This is a genomic window from Enterobacter sp. BWH64, from assembly GCF_001037645.1.
Taxonomy (GTDB): Bacteria; Pseudomonadota; Gammaproteobacteria; order Enterobacterales; family Enterobacteriaceae; genus Enterobacter; species Enterobacter hormaechei_C.
On sequence record NZ_KQ089922.1, the window covers coordinates 157,663 to 180,203 of the forward strand.

General features: G+C 54.9%; 17 protein-coding genes and 1 tRNA gene. 10 read left to right on the forward strand and 8 right to left on the reverse strand.

What is annotated here, in order from left to right; genetic code table 11:
- Positions 1-74 precede the first annotated feature (74 nt).
- Both SK50_RS00790 and ligB read right to left on the reverse strand, forming a co-directional pair.
- Positions 75-371, reverse strand: a complete 297-nt coding sequence (locus SK50_RS00790) for a hypothetical protein (protein WP_017693971.1) — start codon at positions 369-371, stop codon at positions 75-77.
- A gap of 703 nt (positions 372-1,074) precedes the next feature.
- Positions 1,075-2,745, reverse strand: a complete 1,671-nt coding sequence (gene ligB, locus SK50_RS00795; RefSeq protein ID WP_048228987.1) for an NAD-dependent DNA ligase LigB — start codon at positions 2,743-2,745, stop codon at positions 1,075-1,077.
- A 250-nt stretch (positions 2,746-2,995) separates the two neighbouring features.
- Between ligB and gmk the strand changes: the two genes are divergently transcribed.
- Genes gmk through recG form a run of 5 tightly spaced genes read left to right on the forward strand, consistent with a single transcriptional unit; the run spans position 2,996 to position 8,862 of the window.
- Positions 2,996-3,619 (forward strand): guanylate kinase, encoded by a 624-nt coding sequence (gene gmk, locus SK50_RS00800; RefSeq protein ID WP_006177710.1) that lies wholly within the window; start codon positions 2,996-2,998, stop codon positions 3,617-3,619.
- A 54-nt stretch (positions 3,620-3,673) separates the two neighbouring features.
- A complete protein-coding gene (gene rpoZ / locus SK50_RS00805; protein WP_000135058.1) occupies positions 3,674-3,949 on the forward strand; it encodes a DNA-directed RNA polymerase subunit omega in 276 nt (91 codons plus the stop codon).
- Positions 3,950-3,968: 19 nt separating this feature from the next.
- Positions 3,969-6,083, forward strand: a complete 2,115-nt coding sequence (gene spoT / locus SK50_RS00810; protein WP_048228990.1) for a bifunctional GTP diphosphokinase/guanosine-3',5'-bis pyrophosphate 3'-pyrophosphohydrolase — start codon at positions 3,969-3,971, stop codon at positions 6,081-6,083.
- 4 nt (positions 6,084-6,087) lie between these two features.
- Positions 6,088-6,777 (forward strand): tRNA (guanosine(18)-2'-O)-methyltransferase TrmH, encoded by a 690-nt coding sequence (trmH, locus tag SK50_RS00815; protein ID WP_003860922.1) that lies wholly within the window; start codon positions 6,088-6,090, stop codon positions 6,775-6,777.
- A 3-nt stretch (positions 6,778-6,780) separates the two neighbouring features.
- Positions 6,781-8,862: an ATP-dependent DNA helicase RecG gene (gene recG, locus SK50_RS00820; protein WP_015570052.1), complete on the forward strand. Its 2,082-nt coding sequence runs from the start codon at positions 6,781-6,783 to the stop codon at positions 8,860-8,862.
- 3 nt (positions 8,863-8,865) lie between these two features.
- Here the strand turns inward: recG and gltS are convergent, their stop codons facing one another.
- A complete protein-coding gene (gene gltS, locus SK50_RS00825; RefSeq protein ID WP_006812438.1) occupies positions 8,866-10,068 on the reverse strand; it encodes a sodium/glutamate symporter in 1,203 nt (400 codons plus the stop codon).
- A gap of 225 nt (positions 10,069-10,293) precedes the next feature.
- Between gltS and xanP the strand changes: the two genes are divergently transcribed.
- Both xanP and SK50_RS00835 read left to right on the forward strand, forming a co-directional pair.
- Complete coding sequence (xanP, locus tag SK50_RS00830) at positions 10,294-11,685, forward strand: xanthine/proton symporter XanP (RefSeq protein WP_015570053.1); 1,392 nt, start codon at positions 10,294-10,296, stop codon at positions 11,683-11,685.
- A 118-nt stretch (positions 11,686-11,803) separates the two neighbouring features.
- Positions 11,804-13,498, forward strand: coding sequence for an AsmA family protein (locus SK50_RS00835; RefSeq protein WP_045343878.1), 1,695 nt, complete (start codon positions 11,804-11,806; stop codon positions 13,496-13,498).
- A gap of 128 nt (positions 13,499-13,626) precedes the next feature.
- Here SK50_RS00835 and yicI read toward each other — a convergent pair whose 3' ends face one another.
- On the reverse strand, positions 13,627-15,945 hold the full coding sequence (gene yicI, locus SK50_RS00840) for an alpha-xylosidase (RefSeq protein ID WP_045338674.1): 2,319 nt from the start codon (positions 15,943-15,945) through the stop codon (positions 13,627-13,629).
- A gap of 12 nt (positions 15,946-15,957) precedes the next feature.
- Positions 15,958-17,349 carry a glycoside-pentoside-hexuronide family transporter gene (locus tag SK50_RS00845; RefSeq protein WP_032646751.1) on the reverse strand — a complete coding sequence of 464 codons (1,392 nt, stop codon included), beginning with the start codon at positions 17,347-17,349 and terminating at the stop codon, positions 15,958-15,960.
- A 287-nt stretch (positions 17,350-17,636) separates the two neighbouring features.
- Between SK50_RS00845 and SK50_RS00850 the strand changes: the two genes are divergently transcribed.
- The 3 genes from SK50_RS00850 (at position 17,637) to SK50_RS00860 (ending at position 20,450) form a co-directional block, all read left to right on the forward strand.
- Positions 17,637-17,731, forward strand: a tRNA-Sec gene (locus SK50_RS00850).
- 161 nt (positions 17,732-17,892) lie between these two features.
- Positions 17,893-19,068, forward strand: coding sequence for a tyrosine-type recombinase/integrase (locus SK50_RS00855; protein ID WP_015570056.1), 1,176 nt, complete (start codon positions 17,893-17,895; stop codon positions 19,066-19,068).
- Between the two features lie 5 nt (positions 19,069-19,073).
- Entirely contained in the window at positions 19,074-20,450 is a 1,377-nt protein-coding gene (locus SK50_RS00860) for a HEPN domain-containing protein (protein ID WP_048228993.1), read from the forward strand.
- Positions 20,451-20,662: 212 nt separating this feature from the next.
- Here the strand turns inward: SK50_RS00860 and SK50_RS00865 are convergent, their stop codons facing one another.
- From SK50_RS00865 to SK50_RS00875, 3 genes are read right to left on the reverse strand one after another with little or no spacing between them, the layout of a single operon-like run.
- Positions 20,663-21,226, reverse strand: coding sequence for a phage polarity suppression protein (locus tag SK50_RS00865; RefSeq protein WP_048228996.1), 564 nt, complete (start codon positions 21,224-21,226; stop codon positions 20,663-20,665).
- A 28-nt stretch (positions 21,227-21,254) separates the two neighbouring features.
- Positions 21,255-21,473 carry an ogr/Delta-like zinc finger family protein gene (locus SK50_RS00870; protein WP_015570058.1) on the reverse strand — a complete coding sequence of 73 codons (219 nt, stop codon included), beginning with the start codon at positions 21,471-21,473 and terminating at the stop codon, positions 21,255-21,257.
- 2 nt (positions 21,474-21,475) lie between these two features.
- On the reverse strand, positions 21,476-22,219 hold the full coding sequence (locus SK50_RS00875) for a hypothetical protein (RefSeq protein WP_015570059.1): 744 nt from the start codon (positions 22,217-22,219) through the stop codon (positions 21,476-21,478).
- Between the last annotated feature and the right edge of the window lie 322 nt (positions 22,220-22,541).

The window sequence follows — 22,541 nt, forward strand, 5'->3', positions numbered from 1 at the left end:
CCGGCTTTGATATCGCCACCGGGTCAAGTCGTTGCGCTGTTCAGCGCAAGGCTATATCGCCTTGCGCACCAGCCTTAGCGGGTAACTGTCGTCGTGGAAGTACCATTGCCTGAGTCATCGCCACTGTCGCTTACCGCGACAACGGCTAACGTCGCTACGCCGGCAATCGCAGCGGTGGTGACAACAGCGGTTGTCCCAATCGCGCCTGCCGCCAGTCCCCCCGTAGTGCCAGCAGTAGTTCCCACCGTTGCTCCGGTTGTTGTACCGGTTGTTGCTGCGCTGGTACTACCTGCTTCGGTGGTAGCGCCTATAGCAGGCAGGGCAGTCGCCAGCGTGAGTGCCGTCAGCACTGTACAAAGCGTCCTTTTCATTTTTGGTCCTCATTCAAATGAAGGAAAATATGAGCACCTGGAAACCAGGTCCCGGTTAACGGGCATAAAGCCCGGGGCTGAATTCCGGCCCGACAGGGACGGAAAATCATCCATGTAAAAGCCCTGGGCTCTGAACACCAGCGCATATAAACCGCCAGGATATATTTCGGTACCCTTAATTGCTTCAATTGGAGTTCAGATAGTTAACCCCCTCACGGGGCGCAAAAAGAAAGGAAAACGCAGAGTGATGCGAAATGCACCCCAGCGGTAACTACCTTAAAAATTTTGGATAAGATAATTCTTATAATAATTTGACGCAATGATTTCCGGCAGAATAAATATGACTAATTGTTAACCAGAAAACACTCAACATATTATTAATAAAATAGTTAAACAACTGAAATTAAAAGCAAAAATACGAACAATACTCAGGCTGCATTGCCTATAACTCCTTCATTCCCGGCTATTGCTCTCGATTAATAGTGATTGAGATCAATTAAGCCGTTCTCTCAAAGAAAATAAAAACGCAAGCAGAGCAAATTCTGAAATTGGGTTCAGGGATAATATTTCCTCAAAATATATTTACCATGAATAATTCATTTATATTCATAATTATTGCGTATATAAACCGCGTCTCATAAATACGCTATTCACGGCAGCGGAAGTGTGCCCCCTCGCCAGTCTGTTCAGGAGCGCACGCAGATTAAAATCCACCGATGTGCTCTGCGGCCAGCCATTTTGCCAGGGCATCAATCTGAGGCTGATGCAGCCAGTTTACGATCTGGCGGGCCTTCTCCTGCCCGACACCCGGCAGCATCCGCCACTCCGCTTCGCTTCGCTGAATCAGCTCCTGCCAGGTGCGATCCCCTGCCGCCTTGAGCGTCGACCGGGCCAGCGGTATTCCCATCGCGGTGATCCAGCGGATAAAAGGTCGCTCCCGCGCCAGGTTAAACTGATGCCACAGCGCAGCGCCATGCGATGCCGATATCCCCGCCGTCGCGGTGAGCTGCGCCTGCGTGAGCTGTAGCCAGGAGAAGAGGTGCTCAAACCGATGCGCCTGATAGAGGGTCCGCCATCCTGATTCGCCCATTCCTTCGATATCTAACGCCTGCCTGGAACTTAGCCACTTCAGCCGGGCAAAAAATTGCTCCATGCACTCCGGGGAGGCATAGAAACAGGTTAAGCCGTTATAGCGCGATGAGGGCGGCTGCGGTTTACGGCGATCCACATTGCGCCACACCACGTTATCCAGCCGGGGAATACCTTGTCCCGCCAGTCTTACCAGCACCTGATCGCCGGGGGCAATATCCAGCCTCTGCCAGCGGTTAACCGACCCTAAGCTGACGCGCTGTACGCGTTTATCGTCGAGCATCAGCGGCTCAAGCTGCGCAATCGCGGTGATCCGCCCGGTACGGCCAACGGTAAAGTGAATCGCTTTGACTTCCGTCACCTGGGCCACAGGAAGGTATTTCCATGCGACGATCCAACTCCCTTCCCCCGGCAGCCACTCCTCGCCCGGCGGCTCTGCCGAGGCGCGAACCACAATGCCATCCGTGGCGAAGGGCAACGAAGCCTTAAACCAGGCCGTCCGTTGCGCTTCCACATCAGCCGCGTTTTTAACCGGCAGGGTATAGCGGGCCGTCAGGGTAAAACCTGCCTCCGCCAGCGCGGAAAGGCGTGCTTTCATCGCTTTTGGGCCGTCCGGCCAGGCCCAGATAAAAATGCCTGTCTGCTTCAGCGCTGCGCGATCGGTCGCGCGCATCATTGCCCCCGCTACCTTCGCACGCGCGTTCATCCCCCCCATCCGCTGCTGGATATGCCCGTCGCGCAGCAGAAAAAGTTCACCCTGCAACACGCTGTTGGCAAGCGGCCCGGCCAGCGTTTGCGGAATAGCGGGGATCATTCGCGCCTGTGCCGTCCACTCTTCCCCCTGTAAGCCGTCGCCCCGGCTAATCGCCTGCACCAGCTTGCCGTTTTTGTAGACCAGGGTGACCGCAACACCATCCACCTTTGGCTGTACCCAGAGATCCTGCTGCGTCGCCATCCAGCGGCTAAGCGCCTGCTTGCTTTCTACCTTATGCACGCCGGTATGGGCGAAGGGATGTTTCACCGTCCCACTGGCGGCTGGAAGATCGTCGTGCAGCGGTTCATCGTGAAAACAGCGCTGCCACTGTTTTAAGCGGGCGTTAAGCCTGTCGTAAACGTCGTCGCTCACCTCGCTGCGGCCCTGCTTCCAGTAATCTTCATTCCAGCGGGTCAGCTGCGCCTTCAGGGCCGCGATCTCCTGCCCGGCTTTAGCCGGTGACCAGACCGGGCAAATAGCCATCGCCCCGCTGCTTAAGAAGATCATCAGTATGCTTATCCATTTCACCATTATTACCCCTCCCTGTTTTGCGAAGGGTATACCCTGCCCGTGAGCCGCAGACCAGCTACAAAATTGCATTTTACGAGCGCGCTTCAGCGCATTGTTTTTATTGCAGCAAAAAGAAGGTAAAAGCTGAAAACGGCACGCAAAATTTAATCATCCAGGGGAAAAAGTGTGACAAAGGCTACGTCACACAGCGGCGACGTGTATAATAAGCCCGTATGTAGGACTTCTTCGTTAACACATACAAAAGACTCTCATGGCTCAAGGCACGCTTTATATTGTTTCTGCCCCTAGTGGCGCGGGTAAATCCAGCCTTATTCAGGCACTGTTAAAAACCCAACCGTTGTACGATACGCAGGTTTCTGTTTCTCACACCACGCGAGCACCGCGTCCGGGTGAAGTGCACGGTGAACACTATTTCTTTGTGAATCACGACGAATTCAGAGCGATGATTGGCAGAGACGCGTTTCTTGAACACGCAGAAGTTTTCGGTAACTACTACGGTACTTCGCGTGAAACCATTGAGCAGGTACTGGCGACCGGCGTGAACGTGTTCCTGGATATCGACTGGCAGGGCGCGCAGCAAATTCGTAAGAAAATGCCTGATTCGCGCAGTATCTTTATTTTACCGCCATCGAAAGATGAACTGGATCGCCGCCTGCGTGGTCGCGGCCAGGACAGCGAAGAAGTTATCGCGAAGCGTATGGCGCAGGCAGTTGCAGAAATGAGCCATTACGCGGAATATGATTACCTTATTGTGAATGATGATTTTGATGCCGCGCTGAGCGATCTCAAAACTATCCTTCGCGCAGAACGTCTGCGTATGAGCCGCCAGAAGCAGCGACATGACGCATTAATCACCAAACTGTTGGCAGACTGAACCCACTTTCAGTATCATGCCCAGTCATTTCTTCACCTGTGGAGCATTTTAAGTATGGCACGCGTAACTGTTCAGGACGCTGTAGAGAAAATTGGTAACCGTTTTGACCTGGTGCTGGTCGCCGCGCGTCGCGCTCGTCAGATGCAGGTAGGCGGTAAAGATCCGCTGGTACCGGAAGAAAACGATAAAACCACCGTTATTGCACTTCGCGAAATCGAAGAAGGTCTGATCAACAACCAGATCCTCGACGTGCGTGAGCGCCAGGAGCAGCAAGAGCAGGAAGCCGCTGAATTACAAGCTGTTACCGCTATTGCTGAAGGTCGTCGTTAATTAAACCTGCGGGTCGCCCTTGTATCTGTTTGAAAGCCTGAATCAACTGATTCAAACCTACCTGCCTGAAGACCAGATTAAGCGTCTTCAGCAGGCGTATCTCGTTGCACGTGACGCTCACGAGGGCCAGACACGTTCAAGCGGTGAACCCTATATCACGCACCCGGTAGCGGTGGCCTGTATTCTGGCCGAGATGAAACTCGACTACGAAACGCTGATGGCCGCCCTGCTGCACGACGTGATCGAAGATACCCCTGCCACCTACCAGGACATGGAACAGCTGTTTGGCAAAAGCGTTGCCGAGCTGGTGGAAGGGGTCTCTAAGCTTGATAAGCTGAAATTCCGCGACAAGAAAGAGGCGCAGGCCGAAAACTTCCGCAAGATGATCATGGCGATGGTGCAGGATATCCGCGTCATTCTCATCAAACTGGCTGACCGCACCCACAATATGCGCACACTGGGCTCACTTCGCCCGGATAAACGTCGCCGCATCGCCCGTGAAACCCTCGAAATTTACAGTCCGCTGGCGCACCGTTTAGGTATTCATCACATTAAAACCGAGCTGGAAGAGCTGGGTTTTGAGGCGTTGTACCCGAACCGCTATCGCGTGATTAAAGAGGTGGTGAAAGCCGCTCGCGGTAACCGTAAAGAGATGATTCAAAAGATCCTCTCTGAAATCGAAGGGCGTTTGCAGGAAGCGGGCATTCCGTGCCGCGTGAGCGGTCGCGAAAAGCATTTGTACTCTATCTACTGCAAAATGGTGCTCAAAGAGCAGCGTTTTCACTCGATTATGGATATCTACGCGTTCCGCGTCATCGTCCACGATTCAGACACCTGTTATCGCGTGCTGGGGCAGATGCACAGCCTGTACAAGCCGCGTCCGGGGCGCGTCAAAGATTACATCGCCATTCCAAAAGCGAACGGATACCAGTCTTTGCACACCTCCATGATTGGCCCGCACGGTGTCCCTGTTGAGGTGCAGATTCGTACCGAAGATATGGATCAAATGGCTGAGATGGGTGTCGCGGCGCACTGGGCTTACAAAGAGCACGGCGGCGAAAGCAGCACCACCGCGCAAATCCGCGCCCAGCGCTGGATGCAGAGCCTGCTGGAGCTGCAACAGAGCGCAGGTAGCTCGTTTGAATTTATCGAGAGCGTTAAATCCGATCTCTTCCCGGATGAGATTTACGTTTTCACGCCGGAAGGGCGCATTGTCGAACTGCCTGCGGGCGCGACACCGGTCGACTTCGCTTACGCCGTGCATACCGATATCGGCCATGCCTGCGTAGGTGCCCGCGTCGACAGGCAGCCTTATCCGCTGTCGCAGCCGCTCTTCAGCGGACAGACGGTGGAGATCATTACCGCGCCGGGGGCACGTCCTAACGCCGCCTGGCTGAACTTTGTCGTGAGCTCAAAAGCGCGCGCAAAAATCCGCCAGCTGCTGAAAAACCTCAAGCGCGACGACTCCGTTAGCCTGGGGCGTCGTCTGCTCAATCACGCGCTGGGTGGCAGCCGCAAACTGGCAGAGATCCCGCCAGAAAACATTCAGCATGAGCTGGAGCGTATGAAGCTCGCCTCGCTGGAAGACCTGCTGGCAGAGATTGGTCTCGGCAACGCCATGAGCGTGGTCGTGGCGAAGAACCTGCAACAAGGCGAAACGACAGCCGTTCCTGCCACCACGCAAAATCATGGTCACCTGCCGATCAAAGGCGCTGACGGGGTGCTCATCACCTTCGCCAAATGCTGCCGTCCTATCCCGGGCGACCCGATTATTGCGCACGTCAGCCCGGGTAAAGGGCTGGTGATCCACCATGAATCCTGCCGTAACATCCGTGGCTATCAGAAAGAGCCTGAGAAGTTCATGGCGGTCGAGTGGGATAAAGAGACGGCGCAGGAATTTATCACTGAAATCAAGGTGGATATGTTCAACCACCAGGGTGCCCTGGCGAACCTGACGGCAGCGATCAACACCGCCTCATCCAACATTCAAAGCCTGAATACGGAAGAAAAAGATGGCCGCGTTTATAGCGCCTTTATTCGCCTGACCGCCCGTGACCGTGTGCATCTGGCCAATATTATGCGCAAGATCCGCGTGATGCCGGACGTCATTAAAGTCACCCGTAACCGAAACTAGCATTATGAATTCAAAACGTTACGAGCGAATCTGCGAAATGCTCGCCAGGCGTCAGCCTGATCTGACGGTCTGCATGGAGCAGGTCCATAAACCTCATAACGTCTCTGCTATCGTCCGCACCGCAGATGCCGTCGGCGTGCATGAAGTCCACGCCGTCTGGCCTGGCGCACGTATGCGTACCATGGCCTCCACCGCCGCAGGCAGCAACAGCTGGGTATCCGTGAAAACTCACCAGACTATTGGTGAAGCGGTCTCGCACCTGAAAGGGCGTGGCATGCAGGTTCTGGCAACCAACCTCTCTGCTAAAGCCGTGGATTTCCGTGAGATCGACTACACTCGTCCGACCTGTATTTTAATGGGCCAGGAGAAAACGGGGATCACGCAGGAAGCACTGGATTTGGCCGATCGGGACATCATCATTCCAATGATCGGCATGGTCCAGTCACTCAACGTGTCGGTCGCCTCGGCGCTGATCCTGTATGAAGCGCAGCGCCAGCGTCAGAATGCCGGAATGTACGAGCGCAGCAACAGCATGCTGCCGGAAGAGGAGCAGCAGCGCCTGCTGTTTGAAGGTGGCTATCCGGTGCTGGCTCGCGTTGCGAAGCAGAAGAAATTGCCTTACCCCCACGTCAACGCGCAGGGCGAAATTGAAGCCGATGCCGAGTGGTGGTCCACCATGCAGTACGCGGGGTAAATCATGAAAGGCCGCCTGCTGGACGCCATACCGCTCAACAGCCTGACGGGCGTGGGCGCGGCACAAAGCAGTAAACTGGCGAAGATAGGCCTGCACACCGTGCAGGATCTCCTGCTCCACCTCCCCCTGCGCTACGAAGACCGTACTCAGCTTTATAAGATTGGCGATCTGCTGCCCGCTATTTACGCCACCGTTGAAGGGGAAGTGCTGAACTGCAACATCACCTTTGGCGGACGCAGGATGATGACCTGCCAGATCAGCGACGGCACCGGCATTCTCACCATGCGCTTTTTCAACTTCAATGCGGCAATGAAAAACAGCCTTGCCACTGGACGACGCGTACTTGCGTACGGTGAAGCCAAACGGGGCAAATACGGCGCGGAGATGATCCACCCGGAATACCGCGTGCAGGGTGATCTCAGCTCACCTGAGCTACAGGAGACGCTCACGCCGGTCTATCCAACCACTGAAGGCATTAAGCAGGCTACGCTGCGCAAGCTCACCGATCAGGCGCTGGAGCTGCTCGATACCTGCGCCATTAACGAGCTGCTTCCGCCGGAGCTGGCGCAGGGCATGATGAGCCTGCCGGAGGCGTTGCGCACCCTGCATCGTCCACCGCCAACGCTTCAGCTTGTTGATTTAGAGAGCGGTAAACACCCCGCCCAACGGCGTCTTATCCTTGAGGAATTACTGGCTCACAACCTGAGCATGCTGGCCCTGCGCGCAGGTGCGCAGCGTTTCCACGCGCAGCCATTAAGCCAGCGTGATGAGCTCAAAGATAAGCTGCTGGCCTCACTGCCGTTTAAACCCACCGGCGCCCAGGCGCGGGTGACTGCCGAGATCGAACGCGATATGGCGCTGGATGTGCCAATGATGCGCCTGGTGCAGGGCGACGTGGGTTCCGGTAAAACGCTGGTCGCCGCGCTGGCCGCTTTGCGCGCCATCGCCCACGGTAAGCAGGTGGCGCTGATGGCACCGACTGAACTGCTGGCCGAGCAGCACGCCAACAATTTCCGGAACTGGTTCGCCCCGCTGGGAATTGAAGTGGGCTGGCTGGCCGGGAAGCAGAAGGGCAAAGCGCGCCTTGCGCAGCAGGAAGCCATTGCCAGCGGGCAGGTGCAGATGATTGTCGGCACGCACGCCATTTTCCAGGAACAGGTGCAGTTTAACGGCCTGGCGCTGGTCATTATCGACGAACAGCACCGCTTTGGTGTTCATCAGCGTCTGGCGCTGTGGGAGAAAGGTCTGCAACAGGGCTTCCACCCGCATCAGCTGATCATGACCGCCACGCCGATTCCGCGCACCCTGGCGATGACGGCCTATGCCGATCTGGATACCTCCACCATCGACGAACTCCCCCCGGGTCGTACGCCGGTGACAACGGTCGCCATTCCGGACACGCGCCGCAGCGACATCATTGACCGCGTGCGCAACGCCTGCACCCACGAAGGACGTCAGGCTTACTGGGTCTGTACCCTGATTGAAGAGTCTGAGCTGCTGGAAGCTCAGGCTGCCGAAGCCACGTGGGAAGAGTTAAAACTCGCCCTGCCGGAGCTGAACGTAGGTCTGGTTCACGGGCGCATGAAGCCTGCCGAGAAGCAGGCGGTGATGCAGTCGTTCAAACAGGGCGAGCTGCATTTGCTGGTCGCGACCACGGTCATCGAAGTGGGCGTGGACGTGCCGAACTCCAGCCTGATGATTATTGAGAACCCGGAGCGCCTGGGCCTGGCGCAGCTCCACCAGCTACGAGGCCGCGTGGGCCGTGGCGCGATCGCCTCTCACTGCGTGCTGCTCTACAAAGCCCCTCTGTCGAAAACCGCGCAGATGCGTTTGCAGGTATTACGCGACAGCAATGACGGCTTCGTCATTGCGCAAAAAGATCTGGAGATCCGCGGCCCGGGCGAACTGCTGGGCACGCGTCAGACGGGTAACGCCGAGTTTAAAGTAGCGGATTTATTGCGCGATCAGGCCATGATCCCCGAAGTACAACGCCTTGCGCGTCATATTCATGAACGCTACCCCGAACAGGCGGCAGCGTTAATTGAACGCTGGATGCCGGAAACCGAGCGGTATTCCAACGCCTGACGGTCAGCCAAACATCGGCAGCATCAGGTAGAGCTTAATGACCAGCGCGTTGACGATATCAATGAAGAATGCGCCCACCATCGGCACCACCAGAAACGCCATGTGCGACGGGCCGAACCGTTCGGTGATCGCCTGCATATTCGCGATGGCCGTTGGCGTCGCTCCCAGACCAAACCCACAGTGGCCCGCAGCCAGTACCGCCGCATCATAGTTTTTGCCCATCATGCGCCAGGTAACAAAGATGGCATACAGCGCCATGAACACAGCCTGCACCGCCAGGATCGCCACCATCGGCAGCGCCAGCGAGGCCAGTTCCCACAGCTTGAGGCTCATCAGCGCCATCGCCAGGAACAGCGACAGGCTGACGTTCCCCAGCACGGACACTGCGCGCTCAAAGACGCGGTAGAAGCCCATCTGCGCCAGACCGTTGCTCAGGATCACCCCGATAAACAGCACGCAGACAAAGGTTGGCAGTTCGAAAGCCGTTCCCGCCAGCCATTGCGCAACGATTTTGCCCACGGTAAGGCAGATGGCAATCATGGCGATGGTTTCAATCATCACCAGCGAGGTGATGCTGCGGCCAACGTCCGGTTTTTCAAATGCGGTCGGCACCATTTCATCGTCTGGCCTGCCTTCCGGCGTGGTGGAGTGTTTCACCAGATAGCGCGCTACCGGGCCGCCAATCAGCCCGCCAAGCACCAGGCCAAAGGTCGCGCAGGCCATTGCCACTTCCGTTGCGTTTTCAAAGCCATAGCGTTCGATGAACAGCTTGCTCCACGCCGCGCCCGTTCCGTGGCCACCTGACAGGGTAATCGACCCCGCCAGCAGACCCATCAGCGGATCCAGCCCCAGCAGCGACGCCATACCGATGCCGATGGCGTTTTGCATCAGCAGCAGGCCCACCACAACAATCAGAAACACGCCCAGCACCTTGCCGCCCGAACGCAGGCTTGCGAGGTTAGCGTTCAGGCCGATAGTAGCAAAGAAGGCCAGCATCAACGGATCTTTCAGGGACATATCAAAATCGATTTCCCAGCCCATGCTTTTTTTCAGCACCAGCAGGGCCAGCGCCACCAGCAATCCACCGGCGACAGGTTCAGGAATGGTGTACTTTTTCAGAAAGGAAACACTGTGTACCAGCTTGCGACCAAGCAGAAGAACCAGCGTTGCGGCAACAAGGGTCGACAACGTATCGAGATGAATCATAAAAGGCTCCTGTTATGCGCGTGTTCCATACACACGCGGCGTTATCCTGGGCCGGGTGATGCTCGTCATGAGCCGCCGGCGCGAAAAGTGTAATTTTTTTTTCCTGTTCGTTGTAGAAAACCTGCTCACACCGGCAGATTTTCTCTCTTTTTTTTGCTGGCAATCGTTTGCTTTTACCAGGTGGTCAGCTAAAATGCCCGCTTTTCCACCGTGGGATTGCCGCCGATGTCTGTTAACACTCTGGAGTCTGCTGATGCGCAACCGATTGCGCAGAAGCAAAACAGCGAACTGATTTACCGCCTTGAAGATCGTCCCCCGCTGCCTCAAACCCTGTTTGCCGCCTGCCAGCACCTGCTGGCGATGTTCGTTGCGGTCATCACGCCGGCTCTGCTGATTTGCCAGGCGCTGGGGTTACCGGCGCAGGATACGCAACACATCATCAGTATGTCTCTGTTCGCTTCCGGCGTGGCCTCCATCATTCAAATTAAAGCCTGGGGTCCGGTGGGCTCGGGTTTGCTGTCGATTCAGGGCACCAGCTTTAACTTTGTGGCGCCGCTGATCATGGGCGGTACGGCACTGAAAACCGGCGGCGCAGATGTCCCGACGATGATGGCGGCGCTTTTCGGCACCCTGATGCTGGCAAGCTGCACAGAGATGATCATTTCCCGCGTTCTGCACCTGGCGCGCCGGGTGATCACCCCGCTGGTCTCCGGCGTGGTGGTGATGATTATCGGCCTGTCACTGATCCAGGTGGGTCTGACCTCCATCGGGGGCGGCTACGCGGCAATGAGCGACCATACCTTCGGCGCGCCGAAAAACCTGCTGCTGGCAGGCGTCGTGCTGGCGATCATTATTCTGCTTAACCGCCAGCGTAACCCGTACCTGCGCGTGGCATCGCTGGTGATCGCCATGGCGGCCGGTTACCTGCTGGCGTGGGCGCTGGGCATGCTGCCGGAAAACACCACCCCAACCAACAGCGCGTTGATTACCGTGCCAACGCCGCTCTACTACGGCCTGGGCATTGACTGGAGTCTGCTCCTGCCGCTGATGCTGGTCTTTATGATCACTTCGCTGGAAACCATTGGCGATATCACCGCCACCTCCGACGTGTCCGAGCAGCCGGTCTCCGGCCCACTGTACATGAAACGTCTGAAAGGCGGCGTGCTGGCGAACGGACTGAACTCGTTTGTCTCGGCGGTGTTCAACACCTTCCCGAACTCCTGCTTCGGCCAGAACAACGGCGTGATCCAGCTGACCGGCGTGGCCAGCCGCTACGTGGGCTTCGTGGTGGCGCTGATGCTGGTGGTCCTCGGCCTGTTCCCGGCGGTGAGCGGGTTTGTGCAGCACATCCCTGAGCCGGTGCTGGGCGGCGCGACGCTGGTCATGTTCGGTACCATCGCGGCCTCTGGCGTGCGTATCGTCTCCCGCGAGCCGCTGAACCGCCGCGCAATCATGATTATTGCGCTGTCTCTCGCCGTAGGGCTTGGCGTCTCCCAGCAGCCGATGATTTTGCAGTTTGCCCCTGACTGGGTGAAAAACCTGCTCTCTTCCGGCATCGCCGCGGGCGGTATTACCGCTATTGTGCTGAATCTCATTTTCCCGCCTGAAAAGAACTGATCCCCACACGGCAGGCTGTCAATGCCTGCCGTGACATCTCTTTACACCATTCCCGCCTTGAGCATTGCGCATAAATCGTGCATAACACCCTTATGTGCGTTTCGCGGGAAGGAAGACCATGAAATTTATTGGAAAGCTGCTTATCTATCTTCTGGTAGCCCTGCTCATTGTAGTGCTCGCCTTTTATTTTCTGCTCCAGACCCGCTGGGGCGCATCGCAGGTCAGCAGCTGGATCACGGTGAATACCGATTACGAGCTCAACTTTGACCTGATGGATCACCGCTTTTCATCCCCTTCTCACATCCTTCTGGAAAACGTTACCTTCGGACGAGATGGCAAACCGGCCACGCTGGTCGCTAAAAAAGTGGATATTGGCTTAAGCAGCCGCCAGATCACCGACCCGCTGCATATGGATGCCATCACCCTGTTCGATGGCACGCTGAATTTATCGCCGCAGACGGCGCCGCTGCCGTTCCAGGCCGACCGTCTGCAACTGAATAACATGGCCTTTAACAGCCCGAATACGGAGTGGGATCTCAGTGCGCAAAAGGTGACCGGCGGCGTCAGCCCGTGGCAGCCCGAGGCGGGGAACGTACTGGGAAAAAATGCGCAAATCCAGATGAGCGCCGGGTCGCTCACGCTCAACGGCATACCGGCCAACAACGTGCTGATTCAGGGACAACTCAACGGCAAAGAGGTGGTGCTGAATACCATCGGTGCCGATATGGCGCGCGGCTCGCTGACGGGCTCGGCTCTGCGTAATGCCGACGGTGGCTGGGTTATCAACACCCTGCGTCTGAATGAGATCCGCCTGCAAAGCGACAAATCGCTGCTGGATTTCTTCGCCCCTCTCTCCACCCTGCCTTCGTTACAGATTGGGCGGCTGGAAGTGACCGATGCCCGTCTACAGGGGCCAGACTGGGCGGTAACCGACCTCGATCTCAGCCTGCGTAACCTCACCCTGAGTAAAGGTGACTGGCAAAGCCAGGAGGGACGGTTATCCATGAACGCCAGCGAATTTATCTACGGCTCGCTGCATCTGTTTGACCCTATCCTGAATGCGGAATTCTCCCCGCAGGGCATTGCGCTGCGTCAGTTCACCTCCCGCTGGGAAGGAGGCATGGTGCGCACCTCCGGCAACTGGCTGCGCGAGGGTCAGGCGCTGGTGCTGGACGACGTTGCCATTGCCGGGCTGGAATATACGCTTCCGGAAAACTGGAAAACGCTGTGGATGGACCCGCTTCCGGCATGGCTGAACAGCGTGACGCTAAAAAAATTCGGCCTGAGCCGCAACCTGGTGATCGACATCGATCCGGCGTTCCCGTGGCAGATCACCTCCCTCGACGGTTATGCCGCTAATCTGCGGCTGGCGCAGGATCACAAGTGGGGCGTGTGGGGCGGTAACGCAACCCTCAACGGGGCGGCAGCAACCTTTAACCGCGTCGACGTGCGTCGCCCGTCGCTGGCGCTGAATGCCAACGCCGCAACGGTAAATATTACCGATCTGAGCGCCTTTACCGAGAAAGGGATCCTGGAAGCGACCGCCACCGTGTCACAGCTGCCACAGCGACAAACCACCGTGAGCCTGAACGGGCGCGGTGTACCGCTCAACGTTTTGCAGCAGTGGGGCTGGCCAGCGCTGCCGATTGCGGGCGACGGCAATATTCAGCTCACCGCCAGCGGCAGTGTGCAGGCGAATGCGCCGCTGAAGCCGACGGTGAACGGGAAGCTGAGCGCGGTGAATATGGATAAACAGCAGGTGCAACAGACCATGACGGGTGGTGTGGTGTCGACGGTGGCTCCGGCACAGTAAAAAGCCGGGTGGCGGCTTCGCCTTACCCGGCCTACGAGGTTTTGGTTCCTTCTACCGTGGGTGAGGGCATCAGACCGCATAATTACCGTAGGCCCGGTAAGCGAAGCGCCACCGGGCATTTTTCCAGCTCAGAGGTGAACCACCACCTCATCCCCCTCGGCTTTCACCACCACACCCCATTCGCTGCCCGCATGTGAACCGCCTTTTACGCCGCCGACCTTCTGCACGTTGCGCAAGCACACCGACCAGTTTTGCGCATCTCCCGCGCCGGTAAAGGTCACGACGTCGCCCTGACGTGACGCCTTCAGCGCAAACACTACAGAACCGTCCGCCGCAGGCACTTCACTCACCGCCGTTGCGCCATCGCTCAGGTAGAAGAGCTGGAAGGCCGTCCCCTCGTGCCACGTATAGTCTGGCTTCTGATTATTGTTACCCAGCGCCAGCAGCGTGTTGTCGCGCACATAGACCGGCAGGCTCAGGAAATCGTGCTGCTGCTTATGCCAGCGGCTACCCTCGATTTCATCGTTGTGCCACAGGTGCGTCCAGCGCCCTTCCGGCAGGTAGAACTGCACATCGCCCGCCTCGGAGAACACCGGCGCCACCATCATTGAATCCCCCAACATGTACTGGCGGTCGAGGTAATCGCACGCCGGATCGTCCGGGAACTCCAGCATCATCGCCCGCAGCATCGGCGTGCCGAACTCGTGCGCCAGCGCCGCCTGACGATACAGGTACGGCATCAGCTGGCATTTCAGCTGCGTGAAGTGGCGCACCACATCGCAGGACTCGTCATCGTACGCCCATGGCACGCGGTAGGATTTGCTGCCGTGCAGGCGGCTGTGGCTGGAGAACAGCCCGAACGCGCACCAGCGTTTGTAGACGTGCGCCGGAGCGGTGTTTTCGAACCCGCCGATATCGTGGCTCCAGAACCCGAAGCCGGACAGGCCAATCGACAGCCCGCCGCGCAGGCTTTCGGCCATCGACTCATAGTTGGCGTAGCAGTCGCCACCCCAGTGTACCGGGAACTGTTGCGCACCCACGGAGGCAGAACGGGCAAACAGCACCGCCTCTTCTTCTCCCACCGTCTCTTTCAGCACGTTCCACACCAGTTCGTTGTAGATGTAGGCGTAATGGTTATGCATCTTCTGCGGATCGGAACCGTCAAACCACTGGACCTCCGTCGGGATACGCTCGCCGAAGTCGGTCTTGAAGCAGTCGACGCCGATCTCCACCAGGCCTTTCAGCTTGTCCGCATACCACCTGCACGCGTCCGGGTTGGTGAAGTCGTAGATCGCCAGCCCCGGCTGCCATTTGTCCCACTGCCACAGGGAGCCGTCCGGGCGCTTGAGCAGGTAGCCCTTCTCTTTCAACTCCCGGAAGATCGGCGATTTCTGGCCGATGTACGGGTTGATCCACACGCAGACCTTCAGCCCTTTCTCTTTCAGGCGGCGGATCATGCCTTCCGGATCGGGGAAGGTCACCGGGTCCCACTCGAAGTCGCACCACTGGAAGGCCTTCATCCAGAAGCAGTCGAAGTGGAACACGTGCAGCGGCAGGTCGCGCTCGGCCATGCCGTCGATAAAGCTGTTAACCGTCGCTTCGTCGTAGTTGGTGGTGAACGAGGTGGTCAGCCACAGGCCGAACGACCACGCAGGCGGCAGCGCCGGACTGCCGGTGAAGCGGGTATAGCGGTTCAGCACTTCTTTCGGCGTCGGGCCGTCGATCACGAAGTACTCCAGATACTCCCCTTCCACGCTGAACTGCACTTTGGAGACTTTTTCGGAGCCGACCTCAAACGAGACGTTCTCGGGGTGATTCACCAGCACGCCGTAGCCGCGGTTGGTCAGGTAGAACGGGATGTTTTTGTAGGACTGCTCGGTGCTGGTGCCGCCGTCGCGGTTCCAGGTTTCGACCGTCTGGCCGTTGCGTACCAGGGCGGTAAAGCGCTCGCCCAGGCCGTAGACCGTTTCCCCCACGCCCAGATCCAGACGTTCAAACACATAGTTGCGATCGGTATTGCTGTCCTGCACGTAGCCGTTGTTTTTCAGCTGGCTGCCGGTAATGCGCTGGCCGTTGCGCAGGAAATCCAGCGCCCAGAACTCGCCTTTGGTAACGCGCACGCTAACGCTGCCGCTTTTCAGCTCGGCAAATTCGGCGTTGTTTTCAATCTCTACCTTCACGTCTTTCAGAACGTTCAGCGGATAGTGCGGGCCGTTATTCAGCGCACCCTGGAAGTGTTCGATGCGCACCCCGACAATTCCTTCCTGCGGGGCAAACAGGCGCACCGTGAACATCAATGTGTCGAGCTGCCAGGTGCGTTCGCGCACGTCACGCGGCGCCACATACACCACCAGGTCACTGCCCTGCTGCTCCACGTCGAACACCTGCACCGGATAGGTCACGTTCAGACCCGGTTGAATAAGCCAGTTTCCATCACTGATTTTCATGCTTACGTCCTCTTAGTTCTGCAATTCTTTGCTGACCGGCAGGTTTTCAAATTCCTGCTGATTACGGCGCGCGCCCTGCGCCAGCTCGCCCAGGATTTTGGTCAGGAAGGGGGTTTTCAGCGTGTAGTAGCGTTTGGCGATGATGGCGCTCAGCACGTAACAGATCGCCGGTGCCAGGGTAAACAGGCCGATGATGATGCTGATGGTCGCGCTGTTCTGGGTTTTGGCTGCCGCGTCGTAGCCGCCGCCTGCCAGCATCCAGCCGATCATCGCCCCGCCCAGCGCCAGGCCGAGCTTCAGCACGAACAGCGTGCCCGCAAAGCTGATGCCGGTCAGCCGTTTGCCGTTGGTCCATTCGCCGTAGTCGACGGTATCGGACATCATAACCCACTGAATCGGCGTCACCAGCTGGTGCAGCACGCCGATAACGAAGATGAAGCCGAACATCAGCACAGTGGCATGCATCGGCACGAAGAACATCGCCACGCTGACCACCGCCAGCGCGGCGTTGGTCCACCAGAAAATGCTGACCTTGCACTTCCAGTCGGTGAGCGGTTTTGCCAGCGCGGAGCCAATCAGGTTACCGACGCAGTAGGTCGTCAGGAACGCGACGAACACCTCCGGCGAGCCCATGATCCAGGTGCAGTAGTACATCATCGCGCCGCCGCGCACGCAGACGGCGAGGATGTTGAGGATGGTCAGCACGCCGACGATGCGCCACTGGTCGTTTTGCCAGATGTCGCGCAGGTCTTCCCGCATGGAGGTGGTGCTCGGCGGCACCTGGATGCGCTCTTTGGTGGTGAAGAAGCAGAACGCCAGCATCAGGAACGCGACCACCGACAGCACGGCGATCCCGCCCTGGAAGCCGAATGCCTTATCGTCGCCGCCAATCAGGTTCACCAGCGGCATCATCAGCACCGTGGAGAGCATGCCGCCCGCCGTCGCCAGCACAAAGCGCCAGGACTGGAGGGAGATACGCTGCGTCGGGTCGTTGGTGATCACGCCGCCCAGCGCGCAGTACGGGATATTGACCACGGTATAGAGCAGGGTCAGCAGCGTGTATGTGATGGCGGCGTAAACCATTTTTCCGTTAAGGCTGAGGTCCGGCGTGGTGTAGGCCAGCACGCAGACGATGCCGAACGGAATGGCGCCGAACAAAATCCACGGACGGAACTTGCCCCAGCGGCTGCGGGTGCGGTCGGCAATCAGGCCCATGCACGGGTCGGAGATCGCATCCAGCGCGCGGGCCAGCAGGAACATGGTGCCGACAAACCCGGCGGGAATACCAAAAATATCGGTGTAGAAAAACATCATATAAAGCATGACGTTATCAAAAATGATATGGCTGGCGGCGTCTCCCATGCCGTAGCCAATCTTCTCTTTTACTGACAGGACTTCGCTCATATTTTTATCCTTCACGCTGTAGGGGGCGCTGAGACCGGTTACCGTTTTTTAAACCATTGTTTCAGGAGCGGGTATTGCGTTTTCTGGTTAAGAGATTACGTTTCTTGTTTTTTGTGATCGGGATAAAAGTTGATGAGCACGAAATGCTAACCTGAGGATTTTCTTAAGAATTAGCTGAAACAGGGGGGTTAAGGTCAAAAGAGAGGTGAAAAAAGTGGTGTGGGGTATGTGGTAAATGCCTGAAAGTAGCTATAATGCGCCCCGCCTCCATGTAGCAATGCAGGCGCGGAAGATCGTCATCTCCGGTGAGGTGGCTGGACTTCAAATCCAGTTGGGGACGCCAGCGTTCCCGGGCAGGTTCGACTCCTGTGATCTTCCGCCAAAGTTCCTCCGCTGTCATCCGAGAATGTCTAAAAACTCTTTATTTTCAATATACATAATTGACCACTCATCCGTAGCCGTCCGACAAGTTCTCCCTGAATCCATGAAAAATATGTATAGTGATGTGTATAGATTTTTTATACACATTTTTGGCTTATACACATGGCACTTACAGACATACAAATCAAACGAGCAAAGCCCCAAGACAAGCCGTACACATTGAACGACGGGCAAGGTCTGTCAATGCTTATCAATCCCGATGGTTCAAAGGGCTGGCGTTTCCGTTTCCGCCTTGCTGGGAAAGCGCGGTTAATGTCATTCGGTAGCTACGATTTGGTAAGCCTTGCAGAAGCACGTGAGAAGCGTGACACCGCCCGTAAGCAAGTTGCTAATGGCATTGACCCGGTAGAGGAACGCAAAGCATTAAAACTCGCTCAAAAGCTATCAACAGAAAACTCTTTCGAATCAGTAAGCCGTGAGTGGCATTCAACTAAAGCCGATCGTTGGACAGTTGCTTACCGAGAGGAAATCATCAAAACATTTGAGCAGGATGTTTTCCCTTTTATTGGTAAACGACCTATAGGTGAGATTAAGCCATTAGAGTTGCTTGAGGTGCTGCGACGCATTGAAAAACGTGGAGCTTTAGAGAAAACCCGAAAGGTGCGACAAAGATGTGGAGAAGTGTTTCGCTATGCGATCATAACAGGTCGTGCTGAGTATAATCCTGCCCCTGACTTAGCTATAGCGCTGGCCGTTCACAAGCAAAAACACCACCCGTTTTTATCTTCCGAAGAATTACCACATTTTATTCGCGATTTAGAAGCGTATACAGGTAGCATTATTACTAAAAATGCTACAAAAATAATCATGTTAACAGGTGTACGAACTCAGGAGATGCGTTTTGCTACTTGGGATGAAGTTGATTTAGATAAAGGGGTATGGCAAATTCCAGCAGAACGTATGAAGATGCGTAGACCTCACCTTGTTCCTTTATCTACTCAAGTTATTGACCTCTTTAAGCAGCTTAAACCAATAACTGGCCATTATCCTTATATATTTATTGGAAGAAATAACCGTAGCAAACCTATTTCTAAAGAAACTGTGTCACAAGTAATTGAATTATTAGGTTATAAAGGACGTGCTACTGGCCACGGTTTCAGGCATACAATGTCCACTATCTTGCACGAACAAGGTTTTGAAAGTGCATGGATTGAAATGCAATTAGCGCATGCGGATAAAAATAAAATACGCGGCATATATAATCATGCTCAATATTTAGAAGAACGAAAGAAAATGCTGCAATGGTATAGTAATCTTCTTATTAATACAACGTGGTGAAAATCATGAGCGCAAGTTTACAAGATGTTACGGATTTTGATTTTATTATTTCTGAAGCATATAGAATAAATAAAGAATTAGCTTCATCTAATTTTAAAGATTTCTATCGAAAAGAATATGATCGTCCCCTTGGTTCAATAGGAATGACTATAGACACTCCGTGTGAGCTTATAGAGAAAAACAATGACACCCCAAGACGGCAAATCCATCTTTCATACCTTTCAAATGAAAGGCTATATTCCATAGCAGCAAGATATATCAAATCCAATAGATTAGAGATGTTGGTTGCTGTGGACGAATTAGTGGCAAAAATAAAGGACAGTCTATATATTCACATATTCATCGATGATGGTGAAGATGGAATTAAAGGATGCACAAGAATCCTTAACAATGCATTTAAAATGATAAAAAGGGAAATGGTAGAAGAAGAGTTCTATTTCCCTGTGTTAGCTCACGGCCTAATCAAAGATAAAATTTCAATTGGTCGCGCTGAAATAATCTCATCAAAGAAAATGTATTCAATAATTGGTGATGCATTGACTGAAGACCAGCTTGCATTGTCAACGAGATATTGCCTTTCTCATAAATACCCCTATGAGCATTTCCTAAAAATCCCAATAAGTAAACGCTCTAAAAAGAGTAGGGAGCGAATCGCTAAAAATATAGCAGGCTTTGTAGTAGGGATACTACATTTATTTAGCGAGCACTATAAAATATCGCCACACTTTTTAAGTTTATCAACTAGCCCCTATCCTAACTACGAAGGTTTTTATTTCACAAAGAAATCTAATAGTAATTTCAACTATAATCATTCATCTATAGGTCGGGTTGTATGGAGTGATAAGTTCTGGGATAAATTTGAGGAAGATTACTGTTCCGATTTAGGAGAGGTGTTATCTCAGCTAATTGACTTAGCCATCGAGCCTAATGAAAGATCTATCATTTCTGACCGATTAATTGATGCCATCTATTTATTTAGTAGCGCGCAACAAGATAAGGATGAAAGTTCACGCATAGTGAAATTAGCAACAGCCCTCGAAAGACTTGTGAGTCTACCAAGTGAGAAAAAAGATTCTTCAACTACAAAGAACTTCACTAGACGCATTTCATCATTAGTTTCAATTTATTATCCAAATGAAAAGGACTGGGATAAGGTTGCTAAAGAAATGTATGAAATTAGATCTGACATAGCTCATGGAGCCTGGTCTCTATATCGAGGAGTTGAACCTTTGTATTCATCCCGATATAGCGAATTAACTAGCAGGGCAATTTTTTCTGCATGCATGGGATTTTACAAGCGAGGCTTTACTGAAAATAACAATGATAAATTAGTGAAGGAATTCTTTGATTTTCTAGAAAACGCCATAGACAAAAATAAATGACAAGTGTACGTGTGCGCGCAATGCTCTCCCCGCCCCGCCTGCCCGCTTAAGAGTGCGCTTTTAATGCAGGTGCATGACCGGCCTCAGGGCACGCCAGTGCTGGCGCTGGCGGGGGATTCAGTGTCGGTAAAACGCATGCAAAACCATGCACCTTATGCATGCATGGCTTTTATACGTAAAAATGGAGGGATTTTCGGGGATTTTTAAGCGAACTACTGCACGGCCAGTTCTGCACGGCGGCGGGTGTAATTCAGGTTCTGTGCGGGTGTGAATTTTTCACGGCTATCATCGCGCGAAGCCGCGTCAGGCCTGAATCCGATGGCCGTTAAAATGTCATTGTCCTGCGCCGAATAATTAATTTTTTCACCGGCGGCCAGCCAGACCTGTAGCGCCTCACGCAGACAGTCGAGTGAGTGCTGTATGGCGCAGCGCTGAATGGCGGGGTGTTGCCCGGGATAATTCATCAGCTCCGGGGCGAGGGCGGCGGCCAGCTCCGCGCCGTGCGCCTGCATAAAATCATTTAATCGGTCGCGGATGCTGATGCGCTGCACCTCCTCATGCGAGCGGATATAGCGACCGGCAGCCTGATTAATTTCCCACTTTTTCACGTCGATAATCTCGCGCAGCGTTTGCAGGCTCCGGCCGCTGTGGCCGCTGCCGGCAAGCTGTTCGCGGTATGCCTGCTCGGCCTGCGTCAGTTCTTCCCTGCGTTGCAGCCAGGCGGATTTGTTTGCCTGACAGGCCTCAAAGGCTTTCTGTAGCGTCAGTGTTGTCACGTATGTTTCTCCTGATGACTGGCCGTGCTTACGCACCGGCACGGTTAACGGTGGCCGCCGGTGCGGGTACAGGGATAACCGGCTCTGTCACCGGTGAACGAATAACCCCGTCGATGGATTCAAGCGTACGGAACGTGGCCGAGCATTCGATGTTCATGCACTGGTGATAGCGCTGTTTGACGTTATCGGACAGATAACGACTGGTGCGGGAATGCGCGCTGGTTTTGCAGAACGGGCAGTGAAACATGCTTACCCCTCCGCTTCTGTCTCGCCATTTTCAGCCAGCTTTCTGGCGAGCATCATTCTCTTCGCAGGGCTGCGTAACAGCTCCGTATCCACGCCTGTAATCTGCGGTCGGTGCATGCCCGTCACGGACAACACCGGCTCCTGCGTCATATCGAAGTGATACAGGCTGCCCTGACGGCTCAGCGCATCGCGTAGCTCACTGATGGCCACGGACTGCGGGGCACTTTCTCCCTTCATTTCGAGGGCACGAACACGCAGCAGGAAAGCGCGGATAAGGGCGACAGGAACCGCATTGACAGCCTGAGTCCATTCAGCATCGGCGTAAGCGGTAAAGGCATCGTCATGCGCTGAAAGGTATTTATTGCCGGTGGAGCAGGCATTCAGCATGGCGCGTGTCCGGTCGTTCTCCAGCTCCGCTATCAGACCGATGAACTCGTCGGCCAGCTCGCGACTGGCGATACGCCTGCTGTGCTCAGCTTTCATTTCAGGGGTGAGACTGCCGCGCAGGGTGCGAAAGCGGCTGCGCCAGTCCTGCTCAGCCTCTGCGCTCTCATTGAGGGCGGTCTGTCGCTCCTGCTTACAGCGTTCAATGGACTTATTAATCTCTTTCAGTACCTGCATGCTGGCCGCGTGGGTGTCTCTGGCCGCAGTGAATGCGCTCAGCTTGTCGGTGATGTGCTGGCTGTTCTCTGCGGACTGCTTGGCGGCAACATCTTGCAGGACGGTGATGAGTGTTTCGGGTTTCATGTTCAGGCTCTCCGTTTATTCAACCTGAAATGATTCTGCCCTTCATCACACAACATCTCGATTCATTGCAGTTGTGGCAGTTCTGGCACAAACACCACTCAAAACCCGGCTTGCCAGAGAAAGGTCTCAGCAAAACCTTACCCATCGTTTGTTTTTTTACTTATAACTATTCACCACTGTTCACCTTAAATAAAAATATAAGTAATACAGTAAGATAAAGGGTGAACAGTTGAGGGCATGACTGTTCACCCTCTGTTCACCACTGTTCACCCTCCTGTTTTGCTCTGTCCAAACCACTTAGATTTTATTTCGATTAAAAATG